This is a genomic window from Companilactobacillus crustorum JCM 15951, assembly GCF_001434585.1.
GTDB lineage: Bacteria > Bacillota > Bacilli > Lactobacillales > Lactobacillaceae > Companilactobacillus > Companilactobacillus crustorum.
In genome coordinates, this window is sequence record NZ_AZDB01000004.1 from 18,549 (window position 1) to 45,178 (window position 26,630).

The 26,630-nt window shown below is 35.5% G+C and carries 31 protein-coding genes and 1 pseudogene; 28 read left to right on the plus strand and 4 right to left on the minus strand.

The window, feature by feature from the left end:
* The first annotated feature begins 1 nt into the window (after nt 1).
* The 6 genes from ylxM (at nt 2) to rplS (ending at nt 3,919) form a co-directional block, all read left to right on the plus strand.
* On the plus strand, nt 2-343 hold the full coding sequence (gene ylxM, locus FD26_RS01910; RefSeq protein WP_057866749.1) for a YlxM family DNA-binding protein: 342 nt from the start codon (nt 2-4) through the stop codon (nt 341-343).
* Nucleotides 344-352: 9 nt separating this feature from the next.
* On the plus strand, nt 353-1,789 hold the full coding sequence (gene ffh / locus FD26_RS01915) for a signal recognition particle protein (RefSeq protein WP_057866750.1): 1,437 nt from the start codon (nt 353-355) through the stop codon (nt 1,787-1,789).
* A 90-nt stretch (nt 1,790-1,879) separates the two neighbouring features.
* Nucleotides 1,880-2,152, plus strand: a complete 273-nt coding sequence (gene rpsP / locus FD26_RS01920) for a 30S ribosomal protein S16 (protein ID WP_057866751.1) — start codon at nt 1,880-1,882, stop codon at nt 2,150-2,152.
* Nucleotides 2,153-2,208: 56 nt separating this feature from the next.
* Complete coding sequence (gene rimM / locus FD26_RS01925; RefSeq protein ID WP_057866752.1) at nt 2,209-2,724, plus strand: ribosome maturation factor RimM; 516 nt, start codon at nt 2,209-2,211, stop codon at nt 2,722-2,724.
* On the plus strand, nt 2,724-3,452 hold the full coding sequence (gene trmD, locus FD26_RS01930) for a tRNA (guanosine(37)-N1)-methyltransferase TrmD (protein ID WP_057866753.1): 729 nt from the start codon (nt 2,724-2,726) through the stop codon (nt 3,450-3,452). The genes rimM and trmD overlap by 1 nt, the downstream gene beginning before the upstream one ends.
* 113 nt (nt 3,453-3,565) lie before the next feature.
* The gene (rplS, locus tag FD26_RS01935; protein ID WP_057866754.1) at nt 3,566-3,919 is read left to right on the plus strand and encodes a 50S ribosomal protein L19; all 354 of its coding nucleotides are present in this window, start codon (nt 3,566-3,568) and stop codon (nt 3,917-3,919) included.
* A 65-nt stretch (nt 3,920-3,984) separates the two neighbouring features.
* Here rplS and FD26_RS01940 read toward each other — a convergent pair whose 3' ends face one another.
* Nucleotides 3,985-4,854 (minus strand): MurR/RpiR family transcriptional regulator, encoded by an 870-nt coding sequence (locus FD26_RS01940; RefSeq protein WP_057866755.1) that lies wholly within the window; start codon nt 4,852-4,854, stop codon nt 3,985-3,987.
* A gap of 160 nt (nt 4,855-5,014) precedes the next feature.
* Between FD26_RS01940 and FD26_RS01945 the strand changes: the two genes are divergently transcribed.
* A complete protein-coding gene (locus FD26_RS01945; RefSeq protein ID WP_057866756.1) occupies nt 5,015-5,980 on the plus strand; it encodes a Gfo/Idh/MocA family protein in 966 nt (321 codons plus the stop codon).
* An 83-nt stretch (nt 5,981-6,063) separates the two neighbouring features.
* Here FD26_RS01945 and FD26_RS01950 read toward each other — a convergent pair whose 3' ends face one another.
* Entirely contained in the window at nt 6,064-6,681 is a 618-nt protein-coding gene (locus FD26_RS01950; RefSeq protein WP_057866757.1) for a histidine phosphatase family protein, read from the minus strand.
* 114 nt (nt 6,682-6,795) lie between these two features.
* Nucleotides 6,796-7,419, minus strand: a complete 624-nt coding sequence (gene lexA / locus FD26_RS01955) for a transcriptional repressor LexA (RefSeq protein WP_057866758.1) — start codon at nt 7,417-7,419, stop codon at nt 6,796-6,798.
* Nucleotides 7,420-7,517: 98 nt separating this feature from the next.
* On the opposite strand from lexA, the gene FD26_RS01960 reads away from it, so the two are divergent.
* From FD26_RS01960 to purD, 13 genes and pseudogenes are all read left to right on the plus strand, one after another.
* Nucleotides 7,518-7,760 carry a DUF896 domain-containing protein gene (locus FD26_RS01960; protein ID WP_057866759.1) on the plus strand — a complete coding sequence of 81 codons (243 nt, stop codon included), beginning with the start codon at nt 7,518-7,520 and terminating at the stop codon, nt 7,758-7,760.
* Between the two features lie 60 nt (nt 7,761-7,820).
* Nucleotides 7,821-8,042, plus strand: a complete 222-nt coding sequence (locus FD26_RS01965; RefSeq protein ID WP_057866760.1) for a YneF family protein — start codon at nt 7,821-7,823, stop codon at nt 8,040-8,042.
* A gap of 241 nt (nt 8,043-8,283) precedes the next feature.
* Nucleotides 8,284-8,766 (plus strand): 5-(carboxyamino)imidazole ribonucleotide mutase, encoded by a 483-nt coding sequence (gene purE, locus FD26_RS01970; protein ID WP_057866761.1) that lies wholly within the window; start codon nt 8,284-8,286, stop codon nt 8,764-8,766.
* Nucleotides 8,750-9,889 (plus strand): 5-(carboxyamino)imidazole ribonucleotide synthase, encoded by a 1,140-nt coding sequence (purK, locus tag FD26_RS01975; RefSeq protein WP_307724353.1) that lies wholly within the window; start codon nt 8,750-8,752, stop codon nt 9,887-9,889. Before purE ends, purK begins: the two co-directional genes overlap by 17 nt.
* A 6-nt stretch (nt 9,890-9,895) precedes the next feature.
* Complete coding sequence (gene purC / locus FD26_RS01980) at nt 9,896-10,600, plus strand: phosphoribosylaminoimidazolesuccinocarboxamide synthase (protein WP_057866832.1); 705 nt, start codon at nt 9,896-9,898, stop codon at nt 10,598-10,600.
* A 9-nt stretch (nt 10,601-10,609) separates the two neighbouring features.
* Entirely contained in the window at nt 10,610-10,858 is a 249-nt protein-coding gene (gene purS / locus FD26_RS01985) for a phosphoribosylformylglycinamidine synthase subunit PurS (RefSeq protein ID WP_057866763.1), read from the plus strand.
* The gene (gene purQ, locus FD26_RS01990; protein WP_057866764.1) at nt 10,859-11,530 is read left to right on the plus strand and encodes a phosphoribosylformylglycinamidine synthase subunit PurQ; all 672 of its coding nucleotides are present in this window, start codon (nt 10,859-10,861) and stop codon (nt 11,528-11,530) included. It abuts the gene before it with no gap.
* Nucleotides 11,530-13,742 (plus strand): annotated as a pseudogene (purL, locus tag FD26_RS01995) (phosphoribosylformylglycinamidine synthase subunit PurL). The gene purQ and the pseudogene purL overlap by 1 nt, the downstream one beginning before the upstream one ends.
* Entirely contained in the window at nt 13,727-15,085 is a 1,359-nt protein-coding gene (gene purF, locus FD26_RS02000) for an amidophosphoribosyltransferase (protein WP_057866765.1), read from the plus strand. The pseudogene purL and the gene purF overlap by 16 nt, the downstream one beginning before the upstream one ends.
* Nucleotides 15,086-15,096: 11 nt before the next feature.
* Nucleotides 15,097-16,119, plus strand: a complete 1,023-nt coding sequence (gene purM, locus FD26_RS02005; protein ID WP_057866766.1) for a phosphoribosylformylglycinamidine cyclo-ligase — start codon at nt 15,097-15,099, stop codon at nt 16,117-16,119.
* Nucleotides 16,116-16,694: a phosphoribosylglycinamide formyltransferase gene (purN, locus tag FD26_RS02010; protein WP_057866767.1), complete on the plus strand. Its 579-nt coding sequence runs from the start codon at nt 16,116-16,118 to the stop codon at nt 16,692-16,694. Before purM ends, purN begins: the two co-directional genes overlap by 4 nt.
* Complete coding sequence (gene purH / locus FD26_RS02015) at nt 16,694-18,235, plus strand: bifunctional phosphoribosylaminoimidazolecarboxamide formyltransferase/IMP cyclohydrolase (protein ID WP_186809282.1); 1,542 nt, start codon at nt 16,694-16,696, stop codon at nt 18,233-18,235. The genes purN and purH overlap by 1 nt, the downstream gene beginning before the upstream one ends.
* Nucleotides 18,236-18,246: 11 nt before the next feature.
* Nucleotides 18,247-19,503 carry a phosphoribosylamine--glycine ligase gene (purD, locus tag FD26_RS02020; RefSeq protein ID WP_057866769.1) on the plus strand — a complete coding sequence of 419 codons (1,257 nt, stop codon included), beginning with the start codon at nt 18,247-18,249 and terminating at the stop codon, nt 19,501-19,503.
* A gap of 64 nt (nt 19,504-19,567) precedes the next feature.
* Here the strand turns inward: purD and FD26_RS02025 are convergent, their stop codons facing one another.
* Complete coding sequence (locus tag FD26_RS02025; protein WP_057866770.1) at nt 19,568-20,197, minus strand: lysophospholipid acyltransferase family protein; 630 nt, start codon at nt 20,195-20,197, stop codon at nt 19,568-19,570.
* 62 nt (nt 20,198-20,259) lie between these two features.
* Here FD26_RS02025 and FD26_RS02030 point away from each other — a divergent pair, with 62 nt between their 5' ends.
* The 8 genes from FD26_RS02030 (at nt 20,260) to FD26_RS02065 (ending at nt 26,617) form a co-directional block, all read left to right on the plus strand.
* Nucleotides 20,260-20,988 carry a tRNA1(Val) (adenine(37)-N6)-methyltransferase gene (locus FD26_RS02030; protein ID WP_057866771.1) on the plus strand — a complete coding sequence of 243 codons (729 nt, stop codon included), beginning with the start codon at nt 20,260-20,262 and terminating at the stop codon, nt 20,986-20,988.
* The gene (locus FD26_RS02035; RefSeq protein ID WP_057866772.1) at nt 20,978-21,259 is read left to right on the plus strand and encodes a GIY-YIG nuclease family protein; all 282 of its coding nucleotides are present in this window, start codon (nt 20,978-20,980) and stop codon (nt 21,257-21,259) included. The genes FD26_RS02030 and FD26_RS02035 overlap by 11 nt, the downstream gene beginning before the upstream one ends.
* A 128-nt stretch (nt 21,260-21,387) precedes the next feature.
* Nucleotides 21,388-22,194: a 30S ribosomal protein S2 gene (gene rpsB / locus FD26_RS02040; protein WP_057866773.1), complete on the plus strand. Its 807-nt coding sequence runs from the start codon at nt 21,388-21,390 to the stop codon at nt 22,192-22,194.
* A 71-nt stretch (nt 22,195-22,265) separates the two neighbouring features.
* Nucleotides 22,266-23,144, plus strand: a complete 879-nt coding sequence (gene tsf / locus FD26_RS02045) for a translation elongation factor Ts (RefSeq protein ID WP_057866774.1) — start codon at nt 22,266-22,268, stop codon at nt 23,142-23,144.
* 630 nt (nt 23,145-23,774) lie between these two features.
* Complete coding sequence (pyrH, locus tag FD26_RS02050; protein ID WP_057866775.1) at nt 23,775-24,509, plus strand: UMP kinase; 735 nt, start codon at nt 23,775-23,777, stop codon at nt 24,507-24,509.
* The gene (gene frr, locus FD26_RS02055) at nt 24,499-25,056 is read left to right on the plus strand and encodes a ribosome recycling factor (RefSeq protein WP_057866776.1); all 558 of its coding nucleotides are present in this window, start codon (nt 24,499-24,501) and stop codon (nt 25,054-25,056) included. The genes pyrH and frr overlap by 11 nt, the downstream gene beginning before the upstream one ends.
* Before the next feature lie 4 nt (nt 25,057-25,060).
* On the plus strand, nt 25,061-25,804 hold the full coding sequence (locus tag FD26_RS02060; RefSeq protein WP_057866777.1) for an isoprenyl transferase: 744 nt from the start codon (nt 25,061-25,063) through the stop codon (nt 25,802-25,804).
* Nucleotides 25,805-25,822: 18 nt separating this feature from the next.
* Nucleotides 25,823-26,617 (plus strand): phosphatidate cytidylyltransferase, encoded by a 795-nt coding sequence (locus tag FD26_RS02065; protein ID WP_057866778.1) that lies wholly within the window; start codon nt 25,823-25,825, stop codon nt 26,615-26,617.
* Nucleotides 26,618-26,630 lie beyond the last annotated feature (13 nt).

Genomic DNA, 26,630 nt, shown 5'->3' on the forward strand with positions numbered 1-26,630 from the left:
TATGGATATAGATGAAACCACACGTGTGAATCTTTTATATAACTTTTATCACTCACTTTTGACCAAGAAACAAAGTCGTTATCTGGATCTCTATTATGTTGAAGATTTTTCACTTAGTGAAATTGCTGAACAGTTACAGGTTTCTCGACAGGCAGTCTTAGATAATTTGCATCGTTCGGTTAATTTGTTAGAATCGTTTGAGAAAGAATTGAGTTTAGTTGAAAAAACACAAGAGATCGACGATATTGCTGAAAAGTTGGATCAACTAGTTCAAACTAAGTATGCAGATGATACTGAATTATTAAAATTAGTAAAAAGAATTACCAAAATAAATGAAATGTAGGAGAAAAGTATGGCTTTTGAAGGATTAAGCGAACGTTTACAAAAAGTTTTCTCTTCGTTAAGAGGCAAAGGTAAACTTTCCGATGAAGATGTCCGTAAAGTAATGCGTGAAGTACGTATGGCTTTATTGGAAGCAGATGTTAATTTCGACGTCGTAAAAACTTTCGTTAAGACAGTTAGGGAACGTGCTTTAGGTTCCGAAGTAATGGAGAGTTTGACGCCTTCACAACAAGTTATCAAAATTGTTGATGAAGAGCTAACGAATTTAATGGGACAAGAAGCAGTTCCATTGAATAAATCAAAACATATTCCAACGATTATTATGATGGTTGGTCTTCAAGGTGCTGGTAAGACTACCACAGCTGGTAAGTTAGCTAACCGCTTAAAGACACAGGAAAAGGCGCGTCCATTATTCATCGCTGCGGATGTTTATCGTCCTGCTGCCGTTGAACAATTGAAGACTATCGGTCAACAGCTTGATGTACCAGTATATGACGAAGGAACTGAACCTGATCCAGTCGATATTGTTAAGAACGGTTTAAAAGTAGCCGAAGAAAACAAAAATGATTATGTCATTATTGATACTGCTGGTCGTTTGGAAATTGATGAGCAGTTGATGGATGAATTGAAACGAATTAAGGAATTAGCTCATCCTGATGAAATTCTGTTCGTAGCCGATTCAATGACTGGTCAAGTAGCTGCCAAAGTAGCCGCAGGATTTGATGAACAACTTGATATCACTGGGGTTGTTTTGACGAAGTTAGATGGTGACACTCGTGGTGGTGCGGCATTGTCAATTCGTTCCGTAACTGGTAAGCCAATTAAGTTTATTGGTCAAGGTGAAAAACTTGATCAATTAGATGTTTTCCACCCTGATCGTATGGCTAACCGTATCTTAGGTATGGGTGACATGTTAACTCTGATCGAAAAAGCCCAGACTGATTACGATGAAAAGCAAGCCAAAGAAGTTGCTGAAAAGATTCGTGCCAATAGTTTTGATTTTAATGATTTTATCGATCAAATGGATCAGATCCAAAAAATGGGTCCTTTGGATGAAATTATGAAGATGATTCCAGGTATGGCCAATAATCCTCAATTAGCTAATATTAATATTGGTGAAAAAGATATTGCTCATTTGAAGGCAATTGTTTATTCTATGACACCTGCCGAAAGAGAAGATCCTGATTTGTTGAATCCTTCACGTCGTCGTAGAATTGCTAGTGGTTCTGGTCAAAGCGTGCAAAACGTTAATAGAATGATCAAGCAATTTAAGCAATCACGCGATATGATGAATAAGATGAGTAAGGGTAACATGGCTGGTATGGATCAATTAATGGGCAACGGCATGCAAGGACGTCTGGGTAAGATGGCTATGCATTCTATGGTTCGTAAGGCTAAGAAGAATAAGAAAAAACGTTTAAAGAAGATCAAACGCTTTAAATCATAAAAAAAATAAGTGCTGTAAAGAAAAAAACTTTACAGCACTTATTTTTTTGTGTATACTAACAAAGTTAAGTATTTAGGAGGAAACAAACATATGTCAGTTAAGATTAGAATGAAACGTATGGGTTCAAAGTTACGCCCATTTTATAGATTGGTTGTTGCAGATTCACGTTCACCACGTGATGGCCGCTTCATCGAACAAGTTGGTTACTACAACCCAATTTCACAACCAGAAGAAATTAAACTAGAAGATGACAAGATCGTTGAATGGTTAAACAAAGGTGCACAACCTTCAGATACCGTTCGTCACTTATTGAAACAACACGGAATTATGCAAAAGTTCCACGAAAGCAAGTTTACAAAATAGTAATTTTTGATGGGACCGGACTTAGTCATGGTCCTATTTTTATACACGGAGGAAAAATGACCGAAAAATTATATCGAGTTGGTACAATCGTCAATACACATGGTATTAAAGGCGAATTAAGAGTCATTCCAATTACAGATTTTCCTGAGGATCGTTTTAAATCAGGTGCTAAACTTTATCTAAAGAATAAAGATCAGACACTTGAATTTACAGTAGAATCTTCACGTCCCCATAAAAGTTTTATACTTTTGAAATTAAAGGGCTATGATAATATCAATGATGTTGAAAAATATGTTAAATCAGAGCTATTTGCTGATGGCGAGGAAGTTTCTGACCTCAACGAAGGGGAATTTCTTTATAAGCAAATTATTGGTTTGACTGTAGTCGACAAAGAATTAGGCGAAGTTGGTAAAGTTACTGAAATTATGGAACTGGGCTCAAATGATGTCTGGGTAGTTAAGAGTCCTAAATACAAAGAAATCTTGTTGCCCTACATTGATGATGTTATTAAAAAAGTTGACCTTGATAACCAAGTTGTCGAAGTTGAAATACCGGATGGATTGATAGACTAATGGATATTACAATTTTAAGTATTTTTCCAAGAATGTTTCAGGCTCTAAATGAATCTTTGATTGGAAAAGCCCAAGAAAAAGAATTAGTTAACATTGACGTGGTTGATTTTCGTGCTTTTACGACTAATAAACAAAATCATGTCGATGATGCACCATATGGTGGTGGAGCAGGTATGTTGTTACAAGCCCAACCAATTTATGATGCTATGGACTATGTTGAAAAAAAGAAGCCTGGTAAGAAAAGAGTTGTTCTCTTAGATCCAGCTGGAAAGACTTTTAATACAGCGATGGCTCGTGATTTTGCTCAAGAAGATCAGTTGGTCTTTATCTGTGGGCATTACGAGGGTTTTGATGAACGTGTCAAAGACTTAGTGACTGATGAAGTTTCTATTGGCGATTATATTTTGACAGGTGGCGAATTGCCAACAATGAGTATGATTGATGCTACTTTACGGTTCGTTCCCGGTGTATTAGGCAATTCATTTTCTGCTGAGGAGGAATCTTTCTCCAATGGGTTATTGGAATACCCTCAGTATTCACGTCCGGCTGATTTCTGTGGTAAAAAGGTTCCGGAAGTATTAACTAGTGGCGATCATGAAAAGATTCGTCTCTGGCGTCTTACACAGGCTTTAAAGAAAACATTAGAACGTCGTCCTGACTTGCTTGAAGGGGCAGACTTAACTGATGAAGAAAAAAAGCTTTTACATAAGATTCGTCAAAATAACTAGTTTACAATCGAGTTTAAATAAAGTATCATATTAAGAGTGTTTGAATACACATATTAACGATATTCCGCTGTGTGTCACAGACATATAAGAGTGTCGGCAGGGAGAAATTATTTATGAATGAATTAATTCAAGATATTACTAAAGAACAATTACGTTCTGACATTCCTGACTTCCGTAGTGGTGACACTGTTCGTGTCCATGCTAAGGTTGTTGAAGGTAGCCGCGAACGTATCCAATTATTCGAAGGTGTCGTAATTAAGAGACATGGCTCAGGAATCAGTGCTACATACACTGTTCGTAAGATGAGTAATGGTGTTGGTGTTGAAAGAACATTCCCACTAAACACACCTCGTGTAGAACAAATCGAAGTTATCAGACATGGTCGTGTACGTCGTAGCAAGCTTTACTACCTACGTGCTCGTACAGGTAAGGCTGCTCGTATTAAGGAACGTCGTCGCGACATCTAATTAATACTGAATAGTTAAATTGAACTTCATAAAATAAACCTTAATTCTCAGAAGAGGATTAAGGTTTATTTTTTATTTTTGGTAAATCTAGAATCAGAAAATAATTTTTCGGAAGCTAGGCGATGTCTTTGATTATCGTCATAATTAGCTACAAATAAACATGAATAAAGAGTGTTCAAAACATATTCAATGGCAACCTGAGAAGCAAAAGGTGAAATTTTGACGGTACTTGATTCAGAGTTGGCAACTGGAAGGATCAGGTCGCTTAATTTGGCAATCTCTGAATTTTTATTAGCTGTAATGGTAATAATTTTGCATCCGTTTAAGCGGAGGATTCGAGCTATTTGATAAGTGTTTTTGCTACGACCACTATATGAGATTAGAATAGCACAGTCGTTTTTTTGAAAATTAGTTGCCAGAAAATTATCCTCACCAAATAAAATTGGCAGTGTCGGCATAAGATTTATTTTCATCAATTTATTTTGAAAACTCAAGGCAGGTACATAAGTATCGCCGTAAGCAAAAAGTCCTAGTTTATTTGATTCAAAAATATAACGCACAGCCTTTTCTAATAAATCATTAGTGAGTAATTCGCTAGTTTGAGTCAAAGAATTTTTCATGACATCTAGTAACTTTTGAGCAATTTCCTTATTAGAGTCATCTTCGGTAAAGGGAAAGTCTGGATCAACAGTAGAGATATCATTATATGAGCGTTGTAACTCTGCAGAGAGGGCTATTTTAAAATCTTTGTAACCTTTTAATCCAATTTTGCGACAGAGTCGAACAATTGTAGAGGTAGAAGTGAAGGTTTCAGTGGCTAATTTTTGGATCGATTGATTTAGGACGCTTTCCTTATGCTGAAGGATGTATTGGGCGATTTCTTTTTCCGAACCATTAAAATTATCAGCTGAAATTAATTGTTTTATTATTGTCATTATAGATATCCTTCGTTAAATTTGAAAAAATATTCCAACATTTGAGGATAAAGTTGGATTGTCTATGGAACAATTTTTCGAAATATGTAAATTCACTATTATTACTATCATAACGTGTTTAAATAAACTTGCATACGAAAAAAGAGTAGGGGTGATAATAATGAAATTAGCAATTATTGGATCGGGTAAAATTGTACACGACTTTTTGACAATTACGAAAGACCTAAAAGACACAGAATTGACAGCTATTATTGGTACAAAACACAGTCAAGATGTTTTAAATCAATTACAGGATCAGTATCATATTAACGAAGTCTTTACTGACTTTGATACTGCATTGGCTACTGGAGATTTTGATACAGTTTATGTGGCAGTACCAAATTTTCTTCATTATACTTTTGCCAAAAAAGCTCTTGAGCAAGGTAAAAATGTTATTTCCGAAAAACCTTTTACGGTTAAATATGAAGAATTTTTAGATTTAAAAGCTTTAGCTGAAAAAAATCAATTAGTTTTATTAGAGGCCATCACTAATCAGTACTTACAGAATTATTTAGATTTAAAAAAGAAATTGCCTGATATCGGTGATTTAAAGATAATTGAAAGCAATTATTCACAATATTCATCACGCTATGACGCCTTTAGAGCGGGTGAAATTTTACCAGTTTTTGATCCTAAAAAAGGTGGCGGGGCTTTGATGGATATTAATATTTATAATATTCATTTGATCGTTGGTCTATTAGGTAAGCCTGAGCAGGTAGAATACTTGCCGAATATTGAACGCGGAATCGACACTTCTGGTATGCTGATTTTAAATTATGGAACCACTAAAGTAGTGGCAATTGGTGCAAAAGATTCAACAGCACCTATTAGAACAGTTATTCAAGGTAATAAGGGGTCAATTGTGGTAAATGGTCCTACTAATGAGATGGATTCATTCAATGTTTATGACAATGATAAATTGCTTGAAAAAATTAACCATAATATCTATCCACACCGCATGTATCAAGAGTTTGTAGAGTTTGAACGGATTATTAGAGAAAATGACTTAGAAGCAGCAGAGAAGCATTTAAATCATAGTCAAACTGTTATGTGGGTGGTCAAGGAGGCTCTAAAGTCAGCTGATTGAAGTTGGATTAGTTTATTAAATGTATATAAAAACAACTAATGACTGTAATAAAAGAAGTCATTAGTTGTTTTTACTTTGAATTTTTAAAAAATTTGGTTGTAATATTCCACGTAGAATTCTTTTTTATCAGCTAAAGCAATAATTTTAGTTACACTAGTATTTCTCGGTTCAGGTAAACTCATAACATCTTGTGGTTTTAAAATACTCAAAGCTGTAGCTTTGACTGTAAAACCATGAGTAACGCAGATGATTTTTTCATTTGGATATTTTTGAGAATTTTCATTTAGAAAATTATTTACGCGCTTGATAACGTCGTTGAAACTCTCACCATTAGTAGCATATTGGGTATAAAGCGGTAAAACATCATTCCAATAATCATTGTAAGCATCTGGATGAAGTTTTTTTAGATCAGCATTTTTTTGACCGTCCCAGGAACCGTAAGAAATTTCTCGCAGACGTTTGTCATAAGTAATAGGCAATTGCGGTTTTTGGTTTAAGATTGTTGCTGTTTGTTGAGCTCGTTTTAAAGGACTACAAATTATACGATCAGCAAAACTAATATCAAAATTATCGGCTAAATGTTGGGCTTGCTTTTGACCGTTAGTATTTAAATGGGTAATTTCGGTATTGATATTCCCTTGTTTCATTTTTAAAACATTAGCTTTGGTTTGTCCGTGGCGGATAAAATAAAATTCAGTCATGCTGACTCCTTAAAAAGACTTTTTATATTTGAATTATTTTGATAAAGATGATTAAATATTGACGAATAATATTTAAATTAAAAAGCCACCCGACAATTGGGTGACTTGTTCTGGTTAAAAAATTTGTGAACGATATAATCCAACAACTTTGCCAAGAATTTCGACGTTGTCCAAAATGATTGGGTCCATTGTATCGTTTTCAGGTTGTAGGCGGTAATGTCCATTTTCTTGATAAAACCTTTTACAAGTGGCTTCAATGTCTTCCGTCATAGCAATGATGATCTCACCATTATTAGCAAAATTTTGTTCATGCACAATAACATGGTCACCATCATAGATGCCGGCATTGATCATACTTTCACCATGAATTTCTAGCATAAATAATTCTCCAGATTCACGATTTAGATCAGGTGGGATTGGGAAATAGCCATCGGGATTTCTTTCAGCTGTTATTGGTTGACCAGCAGCAACTGCACCTAGAATTGGAATTTGCTTAGATTTAATACCAATGGAATTCAAACCAGCACCAGTAATTTCAATGGCACGTGGTTTGGTAGGATCACGTTGGATAAATCCTTTTTTTTCAAGACGAGACAGGTGACCGTGAACCGTTGATGTGGAAGATAAATCTACAGCTTCGCAGATTTCCCTAACAGTAGGCGGGTATCCATGTTCGTCTAAATAATCATAAATACATTGTAAAATTTGTGACTTTTTAGAGCCTTCAGCTTTTGACATTAGAACACCTCATTGTTAATATCTTAAATAGATTGTATCAAAATATGAATGCAAGTTCAAACAAGTGTTCGATTGAATTGGGGGAGAGTTGTTAAATTATGAACGAACAAGAAAAATTGCTCAAAAAAATTAACGAATTAGCTCATAAAGCCAAAGATGGCACAATTACTAAGGAAGAGGAAGATCAACAAGCAGAGCTGCGTAAAGAATTCTTGAAGAACTTCCGTGAGAGTTTTAGATCACAAATAGAGATGACTAAAGTTTTTGATAAGAACGGAAAAGAAGTAACTCCCGAAAAAGTACGAGAAATTCAACGTAAAAAGGGATTACGTGACGATTAGTCTTCCAATTACGTGATTTTTTTTGTAATATTAATAGATGTATGGAAAGGGTGAACATAAATGGGAACAACAATAGTCGTTGGTGTTTTAGCTTTATTAGTTGGTTTAGTCGGCGGTTTCTTTGCTGCTAGATGGTATATGAAGAAATACTTCCAAGATAATCCACCAATCAGTGCTGATATGATCAGACAAATGATGGCTCAAATGGGACAAAAACCATCACAAAAGAAACTCAATCAGTTGATGAATACTATGAAGAATTCACAAAAGAATAATAAGTAGTTTAGTCCAAATAGGCATTACATATATTTTTATATATGTAATGCCTATTTTTTTATGCAAAATTATAAAATGTACGTTAATAGCAAATTTTTTTAGACTTTTTAAGTATTAAATAAAAAATGTAATCGGTAAATACGAACAATAATAAAATAAAAACGAAAAATATGCGCATTTATCATTGAAAGAAATTTGAATACTTGATAAACTTTGAATACAAAAGAACGAAAGGGTGGAAATGTTAATGTGTGATGTAGCAGTTGTCATGGGATCAATTTCAGATTTAAAGGTTATGCAGAATACGCTAGACGTCTTAACTGAATTGGGCGTGAGTTATGAGACTAAAGTGGTTTCGGCGCATCGAACACCGCAAGAGATGCTAGATTTTGCTAAAAACGCACAAAAAAAATTTCAAGTAATAATTGCTGGTGCTGGAGGAGCAGCACATCTGCCAGGTATGATAGCTTCCTCAACTAGTTTGCCGGTTATTGGTGTGCCAGTTCCTTCACGTTATTTAAAAGGAATCGATTCTTTACTTTCCATTGTTCAAATGCCCGCAGGAGTTCCTGTAGCAACAGTATCGATTGGAGAAGCCGGTGCTAAAAATGCTGCTATTTTAGCAACAAAAATTTGTGCTTTGAAGAATGATTCTTATCGAAAATCATTAAATAATTATGTCAAAGCAATGCATGATACTTCAATTGAGAGTGGTGAAAAATTTGAATAAAGCGCTATTACCAGGTAAAACAATTGGCATTATTGGTGGTGGTCAATTGGGACAAATGATGTCATTTTCGGCTAAGGAAATGGGTTATAAAGTTATTATTTTAGATCCACAAGAAGATTGTCCAGCAGCTCAAGTGTCGGACGGGCAAATTGTAGCTGAATACAACGATCTAGATAAATTGATTGAATTAGCAAAAGCTTGCGATGTTTTGACATATGAGTTTGAAAATGTTGATGCCGACGCTATCAATGAGGTTAAAAAATACACTCGAGTACCTCAGGGGATAAAGGCCTTAAGTGTGACTCAGAATCGAATTTCTGAAAAAGATTTTATTACTGCCAGTGGTTTTCAAGCAGTACCGCATGTAGTAATTGAAAATATCTTTGAATATCATCGTGGAGTTGAAAAATTGGGAGCCCCAGTAATTTTGAAAACAATTCGAGGCGGCTATGATGGCAAGGGACAAATTTTGATCGAAGATCCCGAAAATGTTTGTTATGCCGATATCGAGCATTTGCTTATGCAAGGTCCCTGCATGTTAGAAAAGAAAATAGATTTGAAACAAGAAGTTTCAGTGGTTGTTTCTGCTAATAGCGATGGTCAGAAGTCGATTTTTCCAATTATTGAGAATATTCATCGACACAATATTCTGCATTTAAGTACGTGTCCTGCTGCTATTAGCGAAAAATCCGAACAACATATTTATCAAGTTGGAAAGACTTTAGCTGAAAAGCTCGAGTTGGTTGGAACAATGTGTATTGAATTTTTCATTTCGACGGATGACGAAGTGTACGTAAACGAAATCGCTCCGCGACCACATAATTCCGGTCATTTAACTATTGAGGCTTGTAATATTTCTCAATTTGATGCACATATTCGTGGAATTTGTAATCTGGCTATGCCTGAGATTGAATTACTAAAGCCAGCGGCAATGGTCAATCTCTTAGGTCAACATTTAGAAAATGCCAAGCAAGATTTAATTAATCATCCAGAGTGGCATTTTCATGATTATGGTAAGGATGCCGTTAAAGAAAATCGCAAGATGGGTCATATAACAATTCTAAGTACTGATTTAACTGTGACAAAACAAAGTATTGAAAATAATTCAATTTGGGATGTGTAAATATTGATAGAAAATAAATTGCTTTATACAGGTAAAGCTAAGAATGTTTATCAAGCAGAAAACAATGATGAAGTTTTGATTGTCTACAAAGATCAAGCTACAGCTTTAAATGGTAAGAAAAAAGAAATTTTACCAGGCAAGGGTACATTGGATTGTCAGATTTCCCAATTAGTTTTTAATTATCTGATTAAAAATGGTATTAAAACGCATTTAGTTAAAAATCTTTCTGATCACGAACAACTAGTAAAGAAAACTCAAGTATTTCCATTGGAAGTTGTTTTAAGAAATATTACCTCCGGTTCCTTAGTTAAAAAGTTTCAAGTAGAAGCGGGACAAAGACTGGTCGAACCAATCATTGAATTTTATTACAAGAGCGATGCATTAGATGACCCCTTCATTAATGAATCCCAAATACAGGCATTAAAAATTGCTAACGAAAAAGAACTTGCATATATCAAAAAGATGACACTAGAAGTAAATGAACTTTTGAAGCCCTTCTTTGATCAAGCTGGCTTTGATTTAGTTGATTTTAAACTGGAATATGGGCGCTTTAATGATGAGATTATTTTGGTAGATGAATTTTCACCTGATAATTGCCGCCTTTGGGATAAAAAAGATCATCATTCAATGGATAAAGATGTTTTCCGAAAGCACGAAGGGGATTTAGTTAAGACTTATCAAGCAGTTTTAAAACGACTACAAGACAAATAGGAGAGAATTATGAAATTAGTTAAAGTTTATGTAACTTTGAAGGATTCCGTACTAGATGCTCAAGGCGAGGCCATTAAATCAGCTATTAATACCATGGGATACAACCAATTAACTGGTGTTCATATGGGAAAATACTTTGAACTTAATTTTTCTGAGGATTACGAAAACTTAGAACATGATGTCGATGCCATTTGTGATGAATTACTAGCAAATCCTAATATTGAAACTTATCATTACGAGATCACGGAGGAGGCATAAATGAAGTTTGCAGTGGTTAACTTTCCGGGTTCTAACTGTGATATGGATCTTTATTACGCAATTAAAAATGGAATTAAGCAAGAAGTTGAACTAGTTGATTATCGTGCTTTGAGTCTTGAGGGATTCGATGGAGTTTTAATTCCTGGAGGCTTTTCATATGGTGATTATCTTCGAAGTGGAGCGATTGCAGCACATGTTCCTATCGTTAAGGAAATAATCCGCTTTGCTGATGAAGGTAAGTTGGTTTTGGGAATCTGCAATGGCTTTCAAATTTTAACTGAATTAGGTCTTTTGCCGGGAGCTTTGATTCCTAACGAAAAAAGTCGTTTTATCTGTGAAAATGTTGATTTAAAAGTTATTAATAATCAAACAATTTTTACTCGTGATTATCAAGCAAGTGAAATTATCAATATTCCAGTAGCTCATGGCGAAGGACGCTATTACTGCGACGAAGCAACTTTGATGGAATTAAAACAAAATGATCAAATAGTTTTTCAATATCAAGAAAATATTAATGGCAGTATCGATCAGATTGCCGGCATTACTAATAAGCAAAAGAATGTTCTGGGAATGATGCCTCACCCCGAACGGGCATTAGAAAAGATCCTAGGTTCTGATGATGGCTTGAAGTTGTTCCAATCAATAATTAATTATCAAAGGGTGAATAACTAATGACTGAACCAACGGCAAAACAAATAAAAGATCAAAAAATCTATCAACAATGGGGTCTAACTGATTCGGAATATCAACTTATCAGTGATCAAATTCTTAAACGTTTACCTAATTATACTGAAACAGGATTGTATTCTGTAATGTGGAGCGAGCATTGTTCTTATAAGAATTCAAAAAAGTCTTGCGAAAAATGCCTAATAAAAGTTCTCGTGTTATCGCAGGTCCAGGGGAAGATGCTGGAATTTTAGATATTGGCGATAATCAAGCGGTAGTTTTTAAAGCTGAAAGTCACAACCATCCTTCAGCAGTGGAACCTTATCAAGGTGCAGCCACTGGAGTAGGCGGAATTATTAGAGATATCTTTTCAATGGGAGCTCAACCTATTGCATTGTTAAATAGTTTAAAATTCGGACCTTTAAAAAATGGTCAAACTAAACATCTGGTTAATGAAGTGGTTGCGGGTATTGGCGGCTATGGAAATTGCATTGGTTTACCAACTGTTGGTGGCGAAATTAGTTTTGAAAGTTGTTATGAACATAATCCATTGGTAAATGCTATGTGCGTGGGAATTTTGAATAACACTGATTTTAAGCATGGAACAGCCAGCGGCGATAAGAATCTGATTGTTTATGTGGGTGCTAAAACCGGTCGGGATGGTATTCATGGAGCAACTTTTGCTTCAGATGAATTTACGGACACTAATAACAAGCAAAGGTCCGCTGTCCAAGTTGGGAATCCTTTTATAGAAAAGCTTTTGATGGATGCTTGTGTTGAAATTATTGAAAAGCATTCTGAATGGATTTTAGGAATTCAGGATATGGGTGCAGCTGGGTTAGTTTCATCTACTGCAGAAATGGCCTCAAAGGCCGGATCAGGTTTAGTTTTGAATCTTGATAAAGTTCCGCAACGTGAAACTGAAATGACGGCATATGAAATGATGCTTTCTGAATCTCAAGAGCGAATGGTACTTTGCGTAAAACCAGAATATGTAGAGAACGTTTTAGATTTCTTCCGGAATTTTGAATTAGATGCAGTGGTAATTGGTCAAGTAACTACCGACAATCGACAATATAAAATTTATCATCACGACGAATTGGTAACAGATATTCCAGTTGATAGTTTGACTGAAGATGTACCTGAGTATGATCGTCCAGAGAAACAACCACAACGGATGATTGATGATAAAAATTATCATTTTGTGCCTGAAATCACTTCATTAAAAGATACCTGGATGAAGATGATAACTCGACCTAATATTGCTAGTAAAAAACATTTTTATCAAACCTATGATTCACAAGTCAAAGCTAATACACTGGTTCGTCCTGGAGGCGATGCAGGGGTAGTTAGAATTCAAGGTACAAAAAAAGCCATTGCTATGACTAATGACAGTAATTCGAAGTATGTTTATTTAAATCCCTTTGTTGGTGGACAAATTACCGTTATGGAAGCAGCTCGTAATATTGTGGCTAGTGGTGGACTGCCAATTGGTGTAACGGATTGTTTAAATTATGGGAATCCAGAGAACCCAGAAGCTTTCTGGGAATTGGATAAAAGTGTTGAAGGAATAGCGACAGCTTGTGAAGTGCTTGATACGCCAGTTATTTCAGGAAATGTGTCGCTTTATAACGAATATAACGATGTAGCTATTTATCCGAGTCCCATGATAGGGATGGTTGGATTAATTGAAGATATTGAGACATTAACTACAAGTGCTTTTAAAGCTGCGGATGATTTAATTTATGTAATTGGTCAAACTGCAGATGATTTCAATGGTTCTGAATTACAGATGGAACAACTTGGACAATTAAAAGGTAATTTACGTGACTTAGATCTTAAGAAGGAAAAATTGCATCTAGACATTGTGCGTCAAGCTATTAATCAAAACTTGTTAGCAAGTTGTCATGATTTGTCAGAAGGTGGATTAGCAATCGCTTTGTCCAAATCAGCATTTGAAAATGACCTTGGTTTTACAGTTAAAACTGAATTATCGGCAGCTCAAATGTTTTCCGAAACACAATCACGCTTTTTGGTATCTGTTAAGCCTGAGAATCAAGGTAGTTTCGAAAAATTAGTTCAGGAAGAGTTTGAATTATTAGGACGAGTGACAAACAATCAACAATTCACTGTTACGACTAGAGATACAACGTTTTCATTGGATGAAAAATTAGTTAAAAATGATTGGAAAGAGGCGATTTCGTGCTTAATGATGTAAAAAGTTTAAACGAAGAATGTGGTGTGTTTGGAGTTTGGGGAGCCGAGAACGCTAATTATTTAACTTATTTAGGGCTTCACAGTCTTCAACACCGAGGTCAAGAAGGAGCTGGAATTGTTTCAAATGATGGTCAAAAATTAAGAATCTATCGTAATTTAGGATTATTAACTCAAGTTTTTTCAAAGAAAGAGAATCTCAACAGCTTAGTGGGAAATTCAGCTATTGGACATGTTCGTTATTCGACGGCTGGCGAAAATAAAATCGAAAACGTTCAACCATTACTATTTGATTTTACGGATAGCCAAATTGCTTTAGCTCATAACGGCAATTTAACTAATGCAGTAACGCTAAAAAAAGAATTAGAAGAAAAAGGACATATTTTTAAGTCTAGTTCTGATTCTGAAGTGTTAGTTCATTTAATTAAATGTTCCAACGCGCCAACTTTCCATGAAAAGATGATTGAAGCCCTCAATAAAATTCAAGGTGGTTTTGTATATATTTTATTAACTAAAAATGCAATGATTGTAGCTCTTGATTCGCATGGCTTTCGTCCTTTATCGATTGGTAAGTTAGAAAATGGCGGTTATGTAGTTGCCAGCGAGACCTGTGCTTTAGATGCTGTCGGAGCTAGCCTGATCAGAAATGTTCAACCAGGAGAATTGATTACAATTAGTAATAAAGGAATGGAAATTGACCATTGGACAACTGACACTAAATTAGCTATTTGTTCAATGGAATTTATCTATTTTGCACGTCCAGATTCAGATATTTTGGGAATTAATGTTCATTCGGCTAGAAAAAGAATGGGAGCTAATTTAGCCAAAGAGTCGCCAGCACCAGGAGATATCGTCGTAGGGGTACCTAATTCGTCATTGTCGGCAGCTAGTGGATATGCTGAAGCTAGTGGGTTGCCTTATGAAATGGGCTTAATTAAAAATCAATATATGGGTCGAGAATTTATTCAACCAACAAAAGAGTTGCGAGAGAAGAGCGTTCGACAAAAGTTAGCAGCAGTTAAAGGCGTAGTCCGTGAAAAACGTGTAATTTTGGTTGATGATTCAATTGTTCGAGGGACTACATGTGCTTATATTGTGCAATTGTTAAAAGATGCAGGAGCAACTGAAGTCCATTTAAGAATTGCCTCCCCTAGATTTATTGCTGCACATAAGAGCGTGGCAGAAATGAATCAGATGTTTGGTTCAGATTCGTTGAAATTCTTGAGTGAAGACGGTTTGATTGACGCTATCGGATTGAAAGCAGATGCTCCATATTCGGGCTTGGATATGTCATATTTTAATGGCGATTATCCAACTTATCTCTATGACTATGAGTCTAAAAAATAAGGAGGAGTAAAATGTCTAATCCCTATCAAGACGCAGGTGTTGATGTTGAATCAGGCTACAAGATCTCCAAATTTATTAAAAAAAATACGAATGATAACAGTAATATCGGTAATTTCGGAGGTATTTACGAAATTCCTACAGGTTTTAAGCAGCCCGTTTTAGTTTCGGGAAACGACGGTGTTGGGACTAAGTTATTATTAACAACTGAATTAAAAAAATGGGATACGATTGGGATCGACTGCGTAGCCATGTGTGTTAACGATATTTTGGCTCAGGGTGCTATTCCACAATATTTTTTGGATTATATTTCAACTGGTAAAACCGACGAAAAAATTGAAGAAATTTTAAAAGGCATCATTGAAGGATGCCAGCAGGCACAAATCACCTTGGATGGTGGCGAAACAGCTGAGATGCCAGGTGTTTATGAAGCTAAGGATTATGATATTGCTGGCTTTGCTGTGGGTATCAGTGAAAAAAAAGATCTTTTGAAAAAATCTAATTTGAAAACCGGTGATGTTTTAATTGGCCTAACAAGCAGTGGTTTGCATTCAAATGGTTTCTCACTGGTTAGAAAAATCTTTTTTGAAGATAATAATTTTACAGTAGAAAGTTATTTGAAAGAGATGCCAGAAAAAAGATTAGGCGAATTGTTGTTAACGCCAACTAAAATTTATGTGCAAGATATAGTTCCTTTATTAGAACAGCATTTAATTAAGGGGATGTCACACATTACTGGCGGTGGTTTTTATGAAAATATTCCACGAATGTTACCAGAGAAAGCGGCTGCTGAAATCAACGTTGATATTTGGCCCCAAATGAAAATTTTTGATATTTTACAAAAATATGGTCAGTTGGAATTGGCTGATATGTATCATATTTTTAATATGGGAATTGGAATGGTACTGGCAGTTTCACCAGAAGATGAAATAGCAGTATTAGAACAGTTGAATCGTCATGAAACTATTGCTTATACGATTGGTGAGGTTGTTTCTAATAAAGAGGAAAAGCTGATTTTGAAAGGAGAAAAATTGTGAAAGTAGCGATTTTTGCTTCAGGCAATGGTAGCAATTTTGAAGCTATTGCCGGATCAGATGAATTGAAAAAAGCCGGTCTAGAAATTAAATTATTGGTTTGTGATCAACCCAATGCACATGTAATTAAGCGAGCTGAAAAGTATCAAATTCCGATTTTTATTATTAAATTATCAGACTATTCTAATCGAGGATTATATGAACAAGCGATTATTGAAAAGCTCAGTTCTTTAAATTTGGAATATATCTTATTAGCTGGTTACATGCGTGTTGTCACACCAGTGCTTTTGTCGGCTTATCTCGGACGTATTATTAATATCCATCCCTCACTTTTACCTAAATATTCAGGTTTGGAAGCTATTGAACGAGCCTATGCAGCCAATGAATCTGTGACAGGAGTAACGATTCATTATATTGATGAAGGGGTCGATACAGGCCCAGTTATTAAACAGTGTCGTGTAGTTCGATTAACAAATGATACTGAAGCTACCTTAGAAGCCCGGGTTCATCAGACTGAACATCAGATGTATCGGCAAGTAATTCTTGATCTATTAAATAAAAATAATGGAGATAAATAATGAAGAGAGCATTGATTAGTGTTTCAGATAAAACAGGTGTAGTTGAATTTGCTAAAGGATTAATTGCCAATGATTTTGAAATCATTTCAACCGGTGGTACATATAAAAAACTACAAGAAAATGGCGTTAAAGTTACTGAAATTGACGAGGTAACTAAATTTCCTGAAATTTTAGATGGGCGAGTAAAGACACTTCATCCAATGGTGCATGCAGGTTTATTGGCTAAACGCGATAATCCTGAACACATGAAAACTTTAGAGAAATTAAATATTCAAACTATTGATTTAGTTTGTGTTAACTTGTATCCCTTTAAAGAAACTATTTCTAAAACTGACGTTACTCCGGCACAGGCTATTGAACAGATTGATATCGGTGGTCCTTCAATGATTCGTTCAGCTTCTAAGAATTTTAAGAGTGTTTATGTAGTGATTGATGCTGATGATTATGAAACTGTACTTGAAAGTATTAAATCAGACGAAGATGATGTAACTCTAAGACGTCGTTTAGCAGCTAAAGCTTTCCGTCATACAGCCGAATATGACAGTATCATTGCCCATTATTTAACCGATTTAAATGGAGATGAATTTCCAGACGTTGAAGTACTCGGATATGACTATCATCAAGAATTAAGATATGGTGAAAATTCTCATCAAAAAGCTGCTTTCTACAAGAGTGCTATGCCAAGCGAATACTCCATTGCTTCAGCCAAACAATTGCATGGTAAGGAACTTTCTTTCAACAACATCAAAGATGCCGATGCTGCCTTAAGAATTGTTTCTGACTTTAGTCAACCATGTGTGGCCGCTTTGAAACATATGAATCCATGTGGCGTAGGTGTTGATGATGAATCAATTTATAAAGCTTGGAGAAAAGCTTATACTGCCGATACAATGTCAATTTTCGGTGGAATCGTTGCCGTCAATCGTGAAGTTACCAAAGAAATCGCTGAGGAAATGCACAAGATATTTTTAGAGATTGTAATTGCTCCTAGTTTTACTGCCGAGGCCTTGGAGATTCTAGAAGCTAAGAAAAACATTAGACTTTTGACGCTGGACTTTTCAAAAGCTAAAGATGCTGACAAGTACGAATATGTTTCAGTAATGGGTGGTTTGTTAGTTCAAGAAAGAGATACAACGGTTGATCAATTAAGTGAATTTAAAGTTGTTACTGAAAAGAAACCAACTGCTGAAGAGATGAAAGCTTTATTATTTGGTCAACAAATTGTTAAACACGTTAAGAGTAATGCCATTGTTATTACTACAACAGATAAGACACTAGGTATCGGTGCTGGTCAAATGAATCGAATTGGTTCAGTGAAGATTGCTATTGAACAAGAAGAACAAGCTGACCAACATACACCATTAATCATGGCGTCTGATGCTTTCTTCCCAATGGATGATTGTGTTCAATATGCGGCTGAGCATGGCATCACAGCTATTGTTCAACCAGGAGGTTCTATTAAGGATCAAGATTCGATTGATATGGCAAATGAACATGGAATTGCAATGGTCTTCACTGGCAGAAGACACTTCAAACATTAGAGAGGTAGTTTATGAGAATACTTGTCGTTGGTTCTGGAGCAAGAGAAGATGCAATCTGTAAAGCCTTGATGCAAAATTCTGAAAACACAGTTTTTTGCGCCCCAGGAAATGCAGGAATGAAATTATCAGGAATAAAAACTATTTCAATAGAAGAAAATGAATTCTTTCATCTGACGGAATTTGTGGAAACAAATGGAATTGATTACACCATAGTGGGTCCAGAAGCACCCTTAGTAGACGGAATTGTCGATTATTTTAAACAAAAGAAGTTAAAAATTTTTGGTCCTAATAAACAAGGGGCCCAGATTGAAGGGTCGAAGTCGTTTACAAAAAAGTTAATGGCTGATGCTAATATTCCAACGGCCCAATATCAAGAATTTACTGATTTGGAAAGGGCTGTGGAATATTTGACAGTTAAAGCTAATTTTCCACTAGTCATTAAAGCAGATGGTTTAGCGGCAGGCAAGGGAGTCTACATCGTTCAAGACCTAGATGAGGCTTTGGAAATAATCAGTGAATTGTTAGATGGGCATAAATTTAATACAACTAAGGTTGTGATCGAAGAATTTCTTGAAGGAGAGGAATTTTCCTTGATGGCGTTTGTTGATCACAAGAGATTTTATCCAATGCCACTGGCTCAAGATTATAAAAAAGCCTTTGATGACGATAAAGGACCGAACACAGGTGGTATGGGAGCCATATGTCCAGTTCGAAATATTTCATCGATAGTAGAACAAACAGCTATTGAAACAATCATTAAGCCCTTTGTGCATGAATTGTATCAGCAAAATATTAAATATACTGGGATTATTTATGCAGGTTTAATTTTGACCAGAGAAGGTATTAAAGTGATTGAGTTCAATGCTCGGTTTGGTGATCCTGAAACGGAAGTTGTTTTACCGCGCTTAAAAACTGATTTATCGATGATGATTTGGAAAATTCTAAATCATAAAAAAATTGATAAAATCATTTGGCAAAATGAGGGCTTAAACTTGGGAGTTTTTGCAGTTAGTCAGGGCTATCCAAATAATCCGATTAAAGGAAAGCTAGGATTAATAAATGACTTTAAGGCTTGTCCATTGACGATAAATTATGCTAGTGTTCGTAAAGAGGACCAGCAATTATATAGCAATGGTGGAAGACTTTATTTAATGCAGACTAGTGCTCAAACACTAACTGCTGCTCAAGAAATTATTTATCAACAGTTAACTAAAATGAATTCTGAAAATATTTTTTATCGTCGCGATATTGGTAAAAATTCAATTTAATAAGTTATAAAAAAAGTGTCATTCTGACTATTTGATCAGAATGGCACTTTTTAGTGTATTATAATTACTTATGTTTCTTCTTTGGTGGAATATATTCGAAACTAGGATCAATTTCTTTATCAATATTTTTCCAAGCATTTTCCATATCATCATTAACTTGCTGAGTTTGTTTTTCATCCAATTTGGCCTTAAAATCAAAGTCAATTTCCGGACCAATACCAATAGTGATCTTTTGATGCTTCATTAAGCCGCCAAAGGTTAGAGGTCCTTGATAAACAAAGGGAACTAATGGAGTTTTGGAAAGTTTAGCAATCAATGATGCTCCACCTTTTAGCTGTTCTGAATAACGTGTCCCTGAAGGGAACATTATCAAAACTTTTCCTTCTTTTTTCAATGCTTTGACCGGAGTTTTAATAACTGAAGGACCGGGGTGAGCCCGATCAACTGGGAAGGCATGAGCATGGATTAAAATAAATCTTAAAATTGGATTCTTGAAGAGCTCTTTTTTTGCCATAAAAGTAGCATCTCGTGGTGCTATGACTAAGGCGAAGAAAATTGGTTCCCACCAAGTACGGTGGGGAGCAACTAAAATATATGGCTTATCAGGTAAGTTTTCCTTACCTACAACGTCATATCGCCCATTTAGTAGAAATACTAAACCTCTTACTAAAACACGAATAACTTTATAAAACATAAAAATATCATTCTCCCAAAAATAAATTTCACTTATTTAAAATACCATAAAGCAGGTGCAACATGTCGATTATTTCTCAAGATATTATTTCTAATAGCAAGATAGTGATCAACCAAGACAAAGAATTATATTCATTTAATCTTGATACTATTTTACTCTATAATTTTGCAAAACCAGTAAAAAAAGGCAAAGTCGTTGATTTATGTGCAGGAAATGGAGCTATTGGTTTATCATTAGCTTCTAAAACCAACGCTGCGATTTATTTGATAGAGCTTCAAAAGCAACTGGCTGACTTGTCAAAAAAAAGTATTTCGGACAATAATTTAGACGGACAAGTATTTTCAATTAATGATGATTTAAAGAATATTCAAGAGTATATCGCCCATGATACCGTTGATACATTAGTTTGCAATCCGCCCTATTTTAAAGTGAATGAGCAAACAGCAATTAAAGATAATTCGGTTTTGGCAATAGCTCGACATGAGTTAAAGACGACATTAAAAGAAATTATTTCTACTATCAAGATAGTTCTAAAAGAAAATTCACATGCTTTTTTAGTTTATCGTCCTGAACGGTTGAGTGAGCTATTAAGTTTGATGGTTCAAGAAAAACTTCAACCTAAAAGATTACGATTCGTGAGGTCAAGTAGTCAAAAGGATGCCAACTTGGTTTTAATCGATGCAATTAAGACAGTTAAAACAGCATCACTAAAGGTGGAACCAGATTTAGTAATTTATGATGAAAATCATCAATTGAGCAAAGAGGCTAATTTAATAATCAATGGAAAATAATAAGTATTATGTTTATATGTTGTTGTGTCATGATCGAACTTTTTACACAGGTACAAGCAATGATGTAGCAAAAAGAGTAGCGACACATAATTCGGGGAAGGGTGCTAAGTATACTAAAACTAGACGTCCTGTGAAATTAATGTATACCGAGGAATTAGCTGATAAATCCGCAGCTTTGAAACGTGAAATTGCTATCAAGAAGTTAAGTCGACAACAAAAAGAAGCTTTGTTAGAAAATCAAGGAATAAATTGGCGGGACTACTTGATTTAACGACAATTTTACTTTATAATATTTGCTTGTATTGAATACACACACTTAACGATTTGATTGATGGTGCGCAGGTCGCGTTTCAATCGGACATGACTTAAGTGGAGGTAAAAACCAGGAGGAACTTTTTTATGTCAGTTATTTCTATGAAACAATTGCTTGAAGCCGGTGTACATTTTGGACACCAAACAAGACGTTGGAACCCTAAGATGAAGCCATTTATTTTTACACAAAGAAATGGTATTTACATCATTGATTTACAAAAAACAGTACGTATGATCGACGACGCTTACAACTATATGAAGGCTGTTGCCGGTGATAACGGTGTGTTCTTATTCGTTGGTACAAAGAAACAAGCCCAAGACGCTGTTGCTGAAGAAGCTACACGTGCAGGTCAATACTATGTTAACCATCGTTGGTTAGGTGGTACTTTGACTAACTGGAACACAATCCAAAAACGTATCAAGAGATTAAAGGACATCAAGGCAATGGCTGAAGATGGTACTTTTGATCGTCTACCTAAGAAAGAAGTTGCTTTACTACAAAAGCAACAAGCTAAGTTGGAAAGATTCCTTGGTGGTATCGAAGATATGCCAAGAATCCCTGATGTTATGTTCATTGTTGACCCTCATAAGGAAAACATTGCTGTTAACGAAGCTAAGAAACTTAACATTCCTATCGTAGCTATGGTTGATACAAATACTGATCCAGATCCTATCGATGTTATCATTCCTTCAAATGATGATGCTATTCGTGCCGTTAGATTGATTACATCTAAGATGGCTGATGCTATCGTTGAAGGTAAACAAGGTGAAGAAGCTGTTACAGATGCTGATTTTGCTGATAACAAAGACAACGATGCTGATAATGATGCTGCTGATGACAAGTCTATCGAAGATTTGGCAAATGCAAAAAACAATAACGAAGATAACAAATAATTAAAATAATATCCGTAAAATAGAGTCATCTGAGTAAGATGGCTTTATTTATACGACTGGAGGATTTACGAATGGCTAAGATTACTGCTGCTCAAGTTAAAGAATTACGTGATAAGACAAGTGTTGGTATGATGGATGCTAAAAAGGCATTGGTTGCTGCTGACGGTGATATGCAAAAAGCTGTCGACGAACTTCGCGAAAAAGGTATCGCTAAAGCTGCCAAGAAGAGTGGAAATATTGCTGCTGAAGGTTTAACACATATTGAAATTTCAGGCAACAAAGCTGCTATTATTGAAGTTAACTCAGAAACTGACTTTGTTTCATCAAACGACAAGTTTATCAATCTTGTAAATGAAATTGGTAAAGCTATTGTTGCTAATGAACCAAAAACAATGGATGATGCTTTGGCACTTAAGATTGGTGACCAAACAATTAACGATGCTATCACAGGCTTAACAGCTGTTATTGGTGAAAAGATTTCATTGAGACGTTACAAAGTTCTTGATAAGACTGATTCACAAGTATTTGGTTCATACCTACATAATGGTGGTTTAATTGGTGCTATCGTTACACTTGATGGTACTGATGAAGATGCTGCTAAGGATGTTGCTATGCACGTTGCTGCTATCAACCCTGAATACATGGATCGTGATCAAGTTCCTGCAGATGTTTTGGAACATGAAAAAGCTATTTTCACTGAAGAAACAAAGGCTGAAGGTAAACCTGAAAAGATTATTCCAAGAATCGTTGAAGGTCGTTTGAACAAGTACTTGTCAGAAATTAGTTTGGCTGATCAAGAATTTGTTAAGGATTCTGATATGACTGTTCAACAATTCGTTGAATCAAAAAATAGTAAATTAGTATCATTCGTTCGTTTTGAAGTTGGCGAAGGTATCGAAAAGAAACAAGAAGACTTTGCTGAAGAAGTAAAGAACCAAATGAATAACTAATTATTTATAAAATTTCGAGAAAGGTCGCTTAATTCATTTTTGAATTAAACGACCTTTTCTTTGTATAAAGGGTTGTAACCTTACGAAATTTATTTAAAAATAGTCATTAGATAAATTTACTGATTCTTACTATGCCGTCCTCCACAACAAAGAAAATTTGGCTGGAACGTAGTGGGCACGAATTTGAACCAATTGAAGTTCACAATTGTTTCAAATCTCGGCCTTCTACTAACCTCACTGCGTGAGCTAAGTAGAATTTCACTACTGAGCCAATTTTCTTTGTTGTTCTGGACTAGTGTCTTGTTGTTTGTTAGATGTATAAGTATTCTGAATAATGTAATGACATTAGGAATTTCAAAAACTAAAGTTTTAATTAATAATACTGAAAGTCAATCCCTAGTCGGGAGCGAAACCTCTGTGGACCCTCAGTGGTGAAATTATTCTTAGTGGGGAACCCACTTAGAATAAGGTCAATCTTGAAGACACTTGGCAAAGCCAAGGGGCTCCAAGTTGTGCCCACCACGTTCCAGTGGTTTCGTGGACGACGGCAGCATCAAAATGTGAGAAAGAATAAATTTACTAGGCCTAATATGTTAAAATATTTATTAGCAAAATTAAAGGAGAGTACTTATGCCTGATATCAAGTATAAAAGAGTGATTTTAAAAGTTTCTGGTGAAGCTTTAGCCGGAGAAAAGGGATTTGGAATTAATCCTCCCGTTATCAAAAAAATAGCTGAACAAATTAAAAGTGTTCATGACTTAGGTGTGCAAGTAGCCATTGTCTGTGGCGGTGGTAACATCTGGCGTGGTGAAACAGGTGCCGAGATGGGAATGGATCGTGCTCAAGCTGACTATATGGGTATGATGGCAACTGTTATGAATGGATTGGCTTTACAAGATGGATTGGAACATATTGGTGTACCAACTCGTGTTCAAACATCAATTGAAATGCGTCAAGTTGCTGAACCTTATATCAGAAGAAAGGCCGTTAGACACCTTGAAAAGGGTCGTGTAGTGATCTTTGCTGGTGGTACAGGTAATCCTTACTTCTCAACTGATACAACTTCTGTTCTACGTGCTGCTGAAATCGAAGCTGATGTAATTTTGATGGCTAAGAATAATGTTGACGGCGTTTATACAGCTGATCCTAAGAAGGATCCTAATGCTAAGAAGTATTCAGAATTGTCACAACTTGATATTATTAATAAGAATCTCGGCGTTATGGATACAACAGCTTCTTCATTGTCAATGGATAACAATATTCCATTGATCGTATTCAATTTGAACAAGCCTGAGAACATTAAAAAGGTTGTTCAAGGAGAAAATATCGGAACAATTATAAAGGGTGGTAACGATGACAAATAAAGCTATTACAAAAGCTAAAGAAAATATGTCAAAATCGATTGATGTTTTGAATCGTGAATTGGCTAATATTCGTGCTGGTAAAGCCAATGCTTCAATTTTGAGCAATGTTAAGGTTATGTACTATGGAACAGAAGTTCCATTGAATCAAGTAGCTTCAATCAATGTTCCTGAAGCTCGTGTATTGATGATCACACCTTATGATAAATCATCTCTTGATGACATCGAACATGCTATTAACTCATCTGATCTTGGCTTAAATCCTGCTAATGACGGTAACGTAGTGCGTTTGGTTATTCCACAACTAACAGGTGAACGTAGAAAAGAAATTGCTAAGCAAGTTGGTAAAGAAGCTGAAGGTGGACGTATTGCAGTTAGAAACGTTCGTCGTGAAGCAATGGACGACTTGAAGAAGCAATTAAAGGCAAGCGATGTTACTGAAGATGAATTCCATACGCTTGAAAAAGACGTTCAAAAAGTAACTGACGACGCTATTGCTAAGATTGATCAATTAGCTGCAGACAAAGAAAAAGAAATTACTGAAGGGTAATTCAATGGCAGAGGATATAAAGCGACAACTAGATCCTGAAATATCTGTTCCTAAGCACATTGCCATCATTATGGATGGTAATGGTCGTTGGGCTAAGAAAAAAGGTCAACCGCGCATTGCTGGGCACAAAGAAGGCATGAATAATGTCAAGACAATTGCCACAGCAGCTAGTCATTTAGGCGTTAAGGCTTTGAGCTTGTATGCTTTTTCAACAGAAAATTGGAGTCGGCCAAATAAAGAAGTTAGTTTTTTGATGCGATTGCCAGTGGACTTCTTTGGAACATTTATGCCAGATTTAATCAAAGAAAATATTAAAGTAATGGTTACTGGTTTTACGGACCATTTACCTGACAGAACGAGAAAAGTAGTTTTAAAGGCTGTTGAGGACACAAAGGATAATACTGGAATGATTCTCAATTTTGCTTTTAACTACGGTGGTCGAGCTGAGATTGTGAATGCAGCTAAAAATTTGGCAATCGAAGCTGTTAATGGTTCAATAGATCCAAACACTATCGACGATTCAATGTTTGCAGGTCAGTTATTAACTAATCAACTAGGAGATTTGGCCGATCCTGACTTGTTAATTAGAACAAGTGGCGAGGAACGAATCTCTAACTTTATGTTGTGGCAATTAGCTTATTCAGAAATGGTTTTTGATAAGACTTATTGGCCTGAATATTCAGTTGAAAATTTAATTGATGATATTAAAGAATTTGACAGAAGAGATCGTCGATTTGGATCTGTTTAGTTAGTTTGGGGGAAAATTATGAGACAACGTATAATCACGGCCGTTATTGCTTTAGCAATCTTTATTCCCATTTTGCTAGCAGGCGGAGTGTGGCTAGAAGTTGCTGCTGCAGCACTAGCCGTAGTTGGTATATTTGAAGTTTATATCATGCGCAAAAGAATCATTGTTTCAATTGATTTTTTGGTAACGATTTTAGGTACTTTGGCATTAGTTGTGCCAGATGGTTTTTACCGTGGATGGTTTCCAAAGAATTTCGCACGTCTTGATTTGTTCTATGTTTTTTCGATTATCTTACTGATTATTACAGTTTTGACAAAGAACAAATTTAATTTCGAAGATGTAGGTGTATCTGTAGTTTCAATGCTTTATATCGGTACTGGATTCCATTATTTGGCAGCCGTTAGAAACTCGGCGCCTGGATTGGGACTTTTGATGTATGCTTTAATCGTTGTTTGGTCTACTGATATCTTTGCCTATACTTTTGGTAGAAAGATTGGCAAGCATAAGTTATGGCCTGCTATTAGTCCTAACAAGACATGGGAAGGAACTATTGCTGGAATTATTATGGCTTTAATTCTTTCTGGTGTTTATATGTACTTCGTCCCACAAGAGTATTCGATGACAACTATGTTGATGATTGCTTTTGTTCTTTCGATTATGGGACAAATGGGTGATTTAATTGAGTCAGCCTATAAGAGATTTTATAAAGTGAAGGACTCTGGAAATATTTTACCTGGACATGGTGGTATTCTAGATCGTTTCGATAGCATGTTGATCGTGCTACCTTTGTTACACATTTTTGGTTTAGTATAAACAGCTCGTGGAG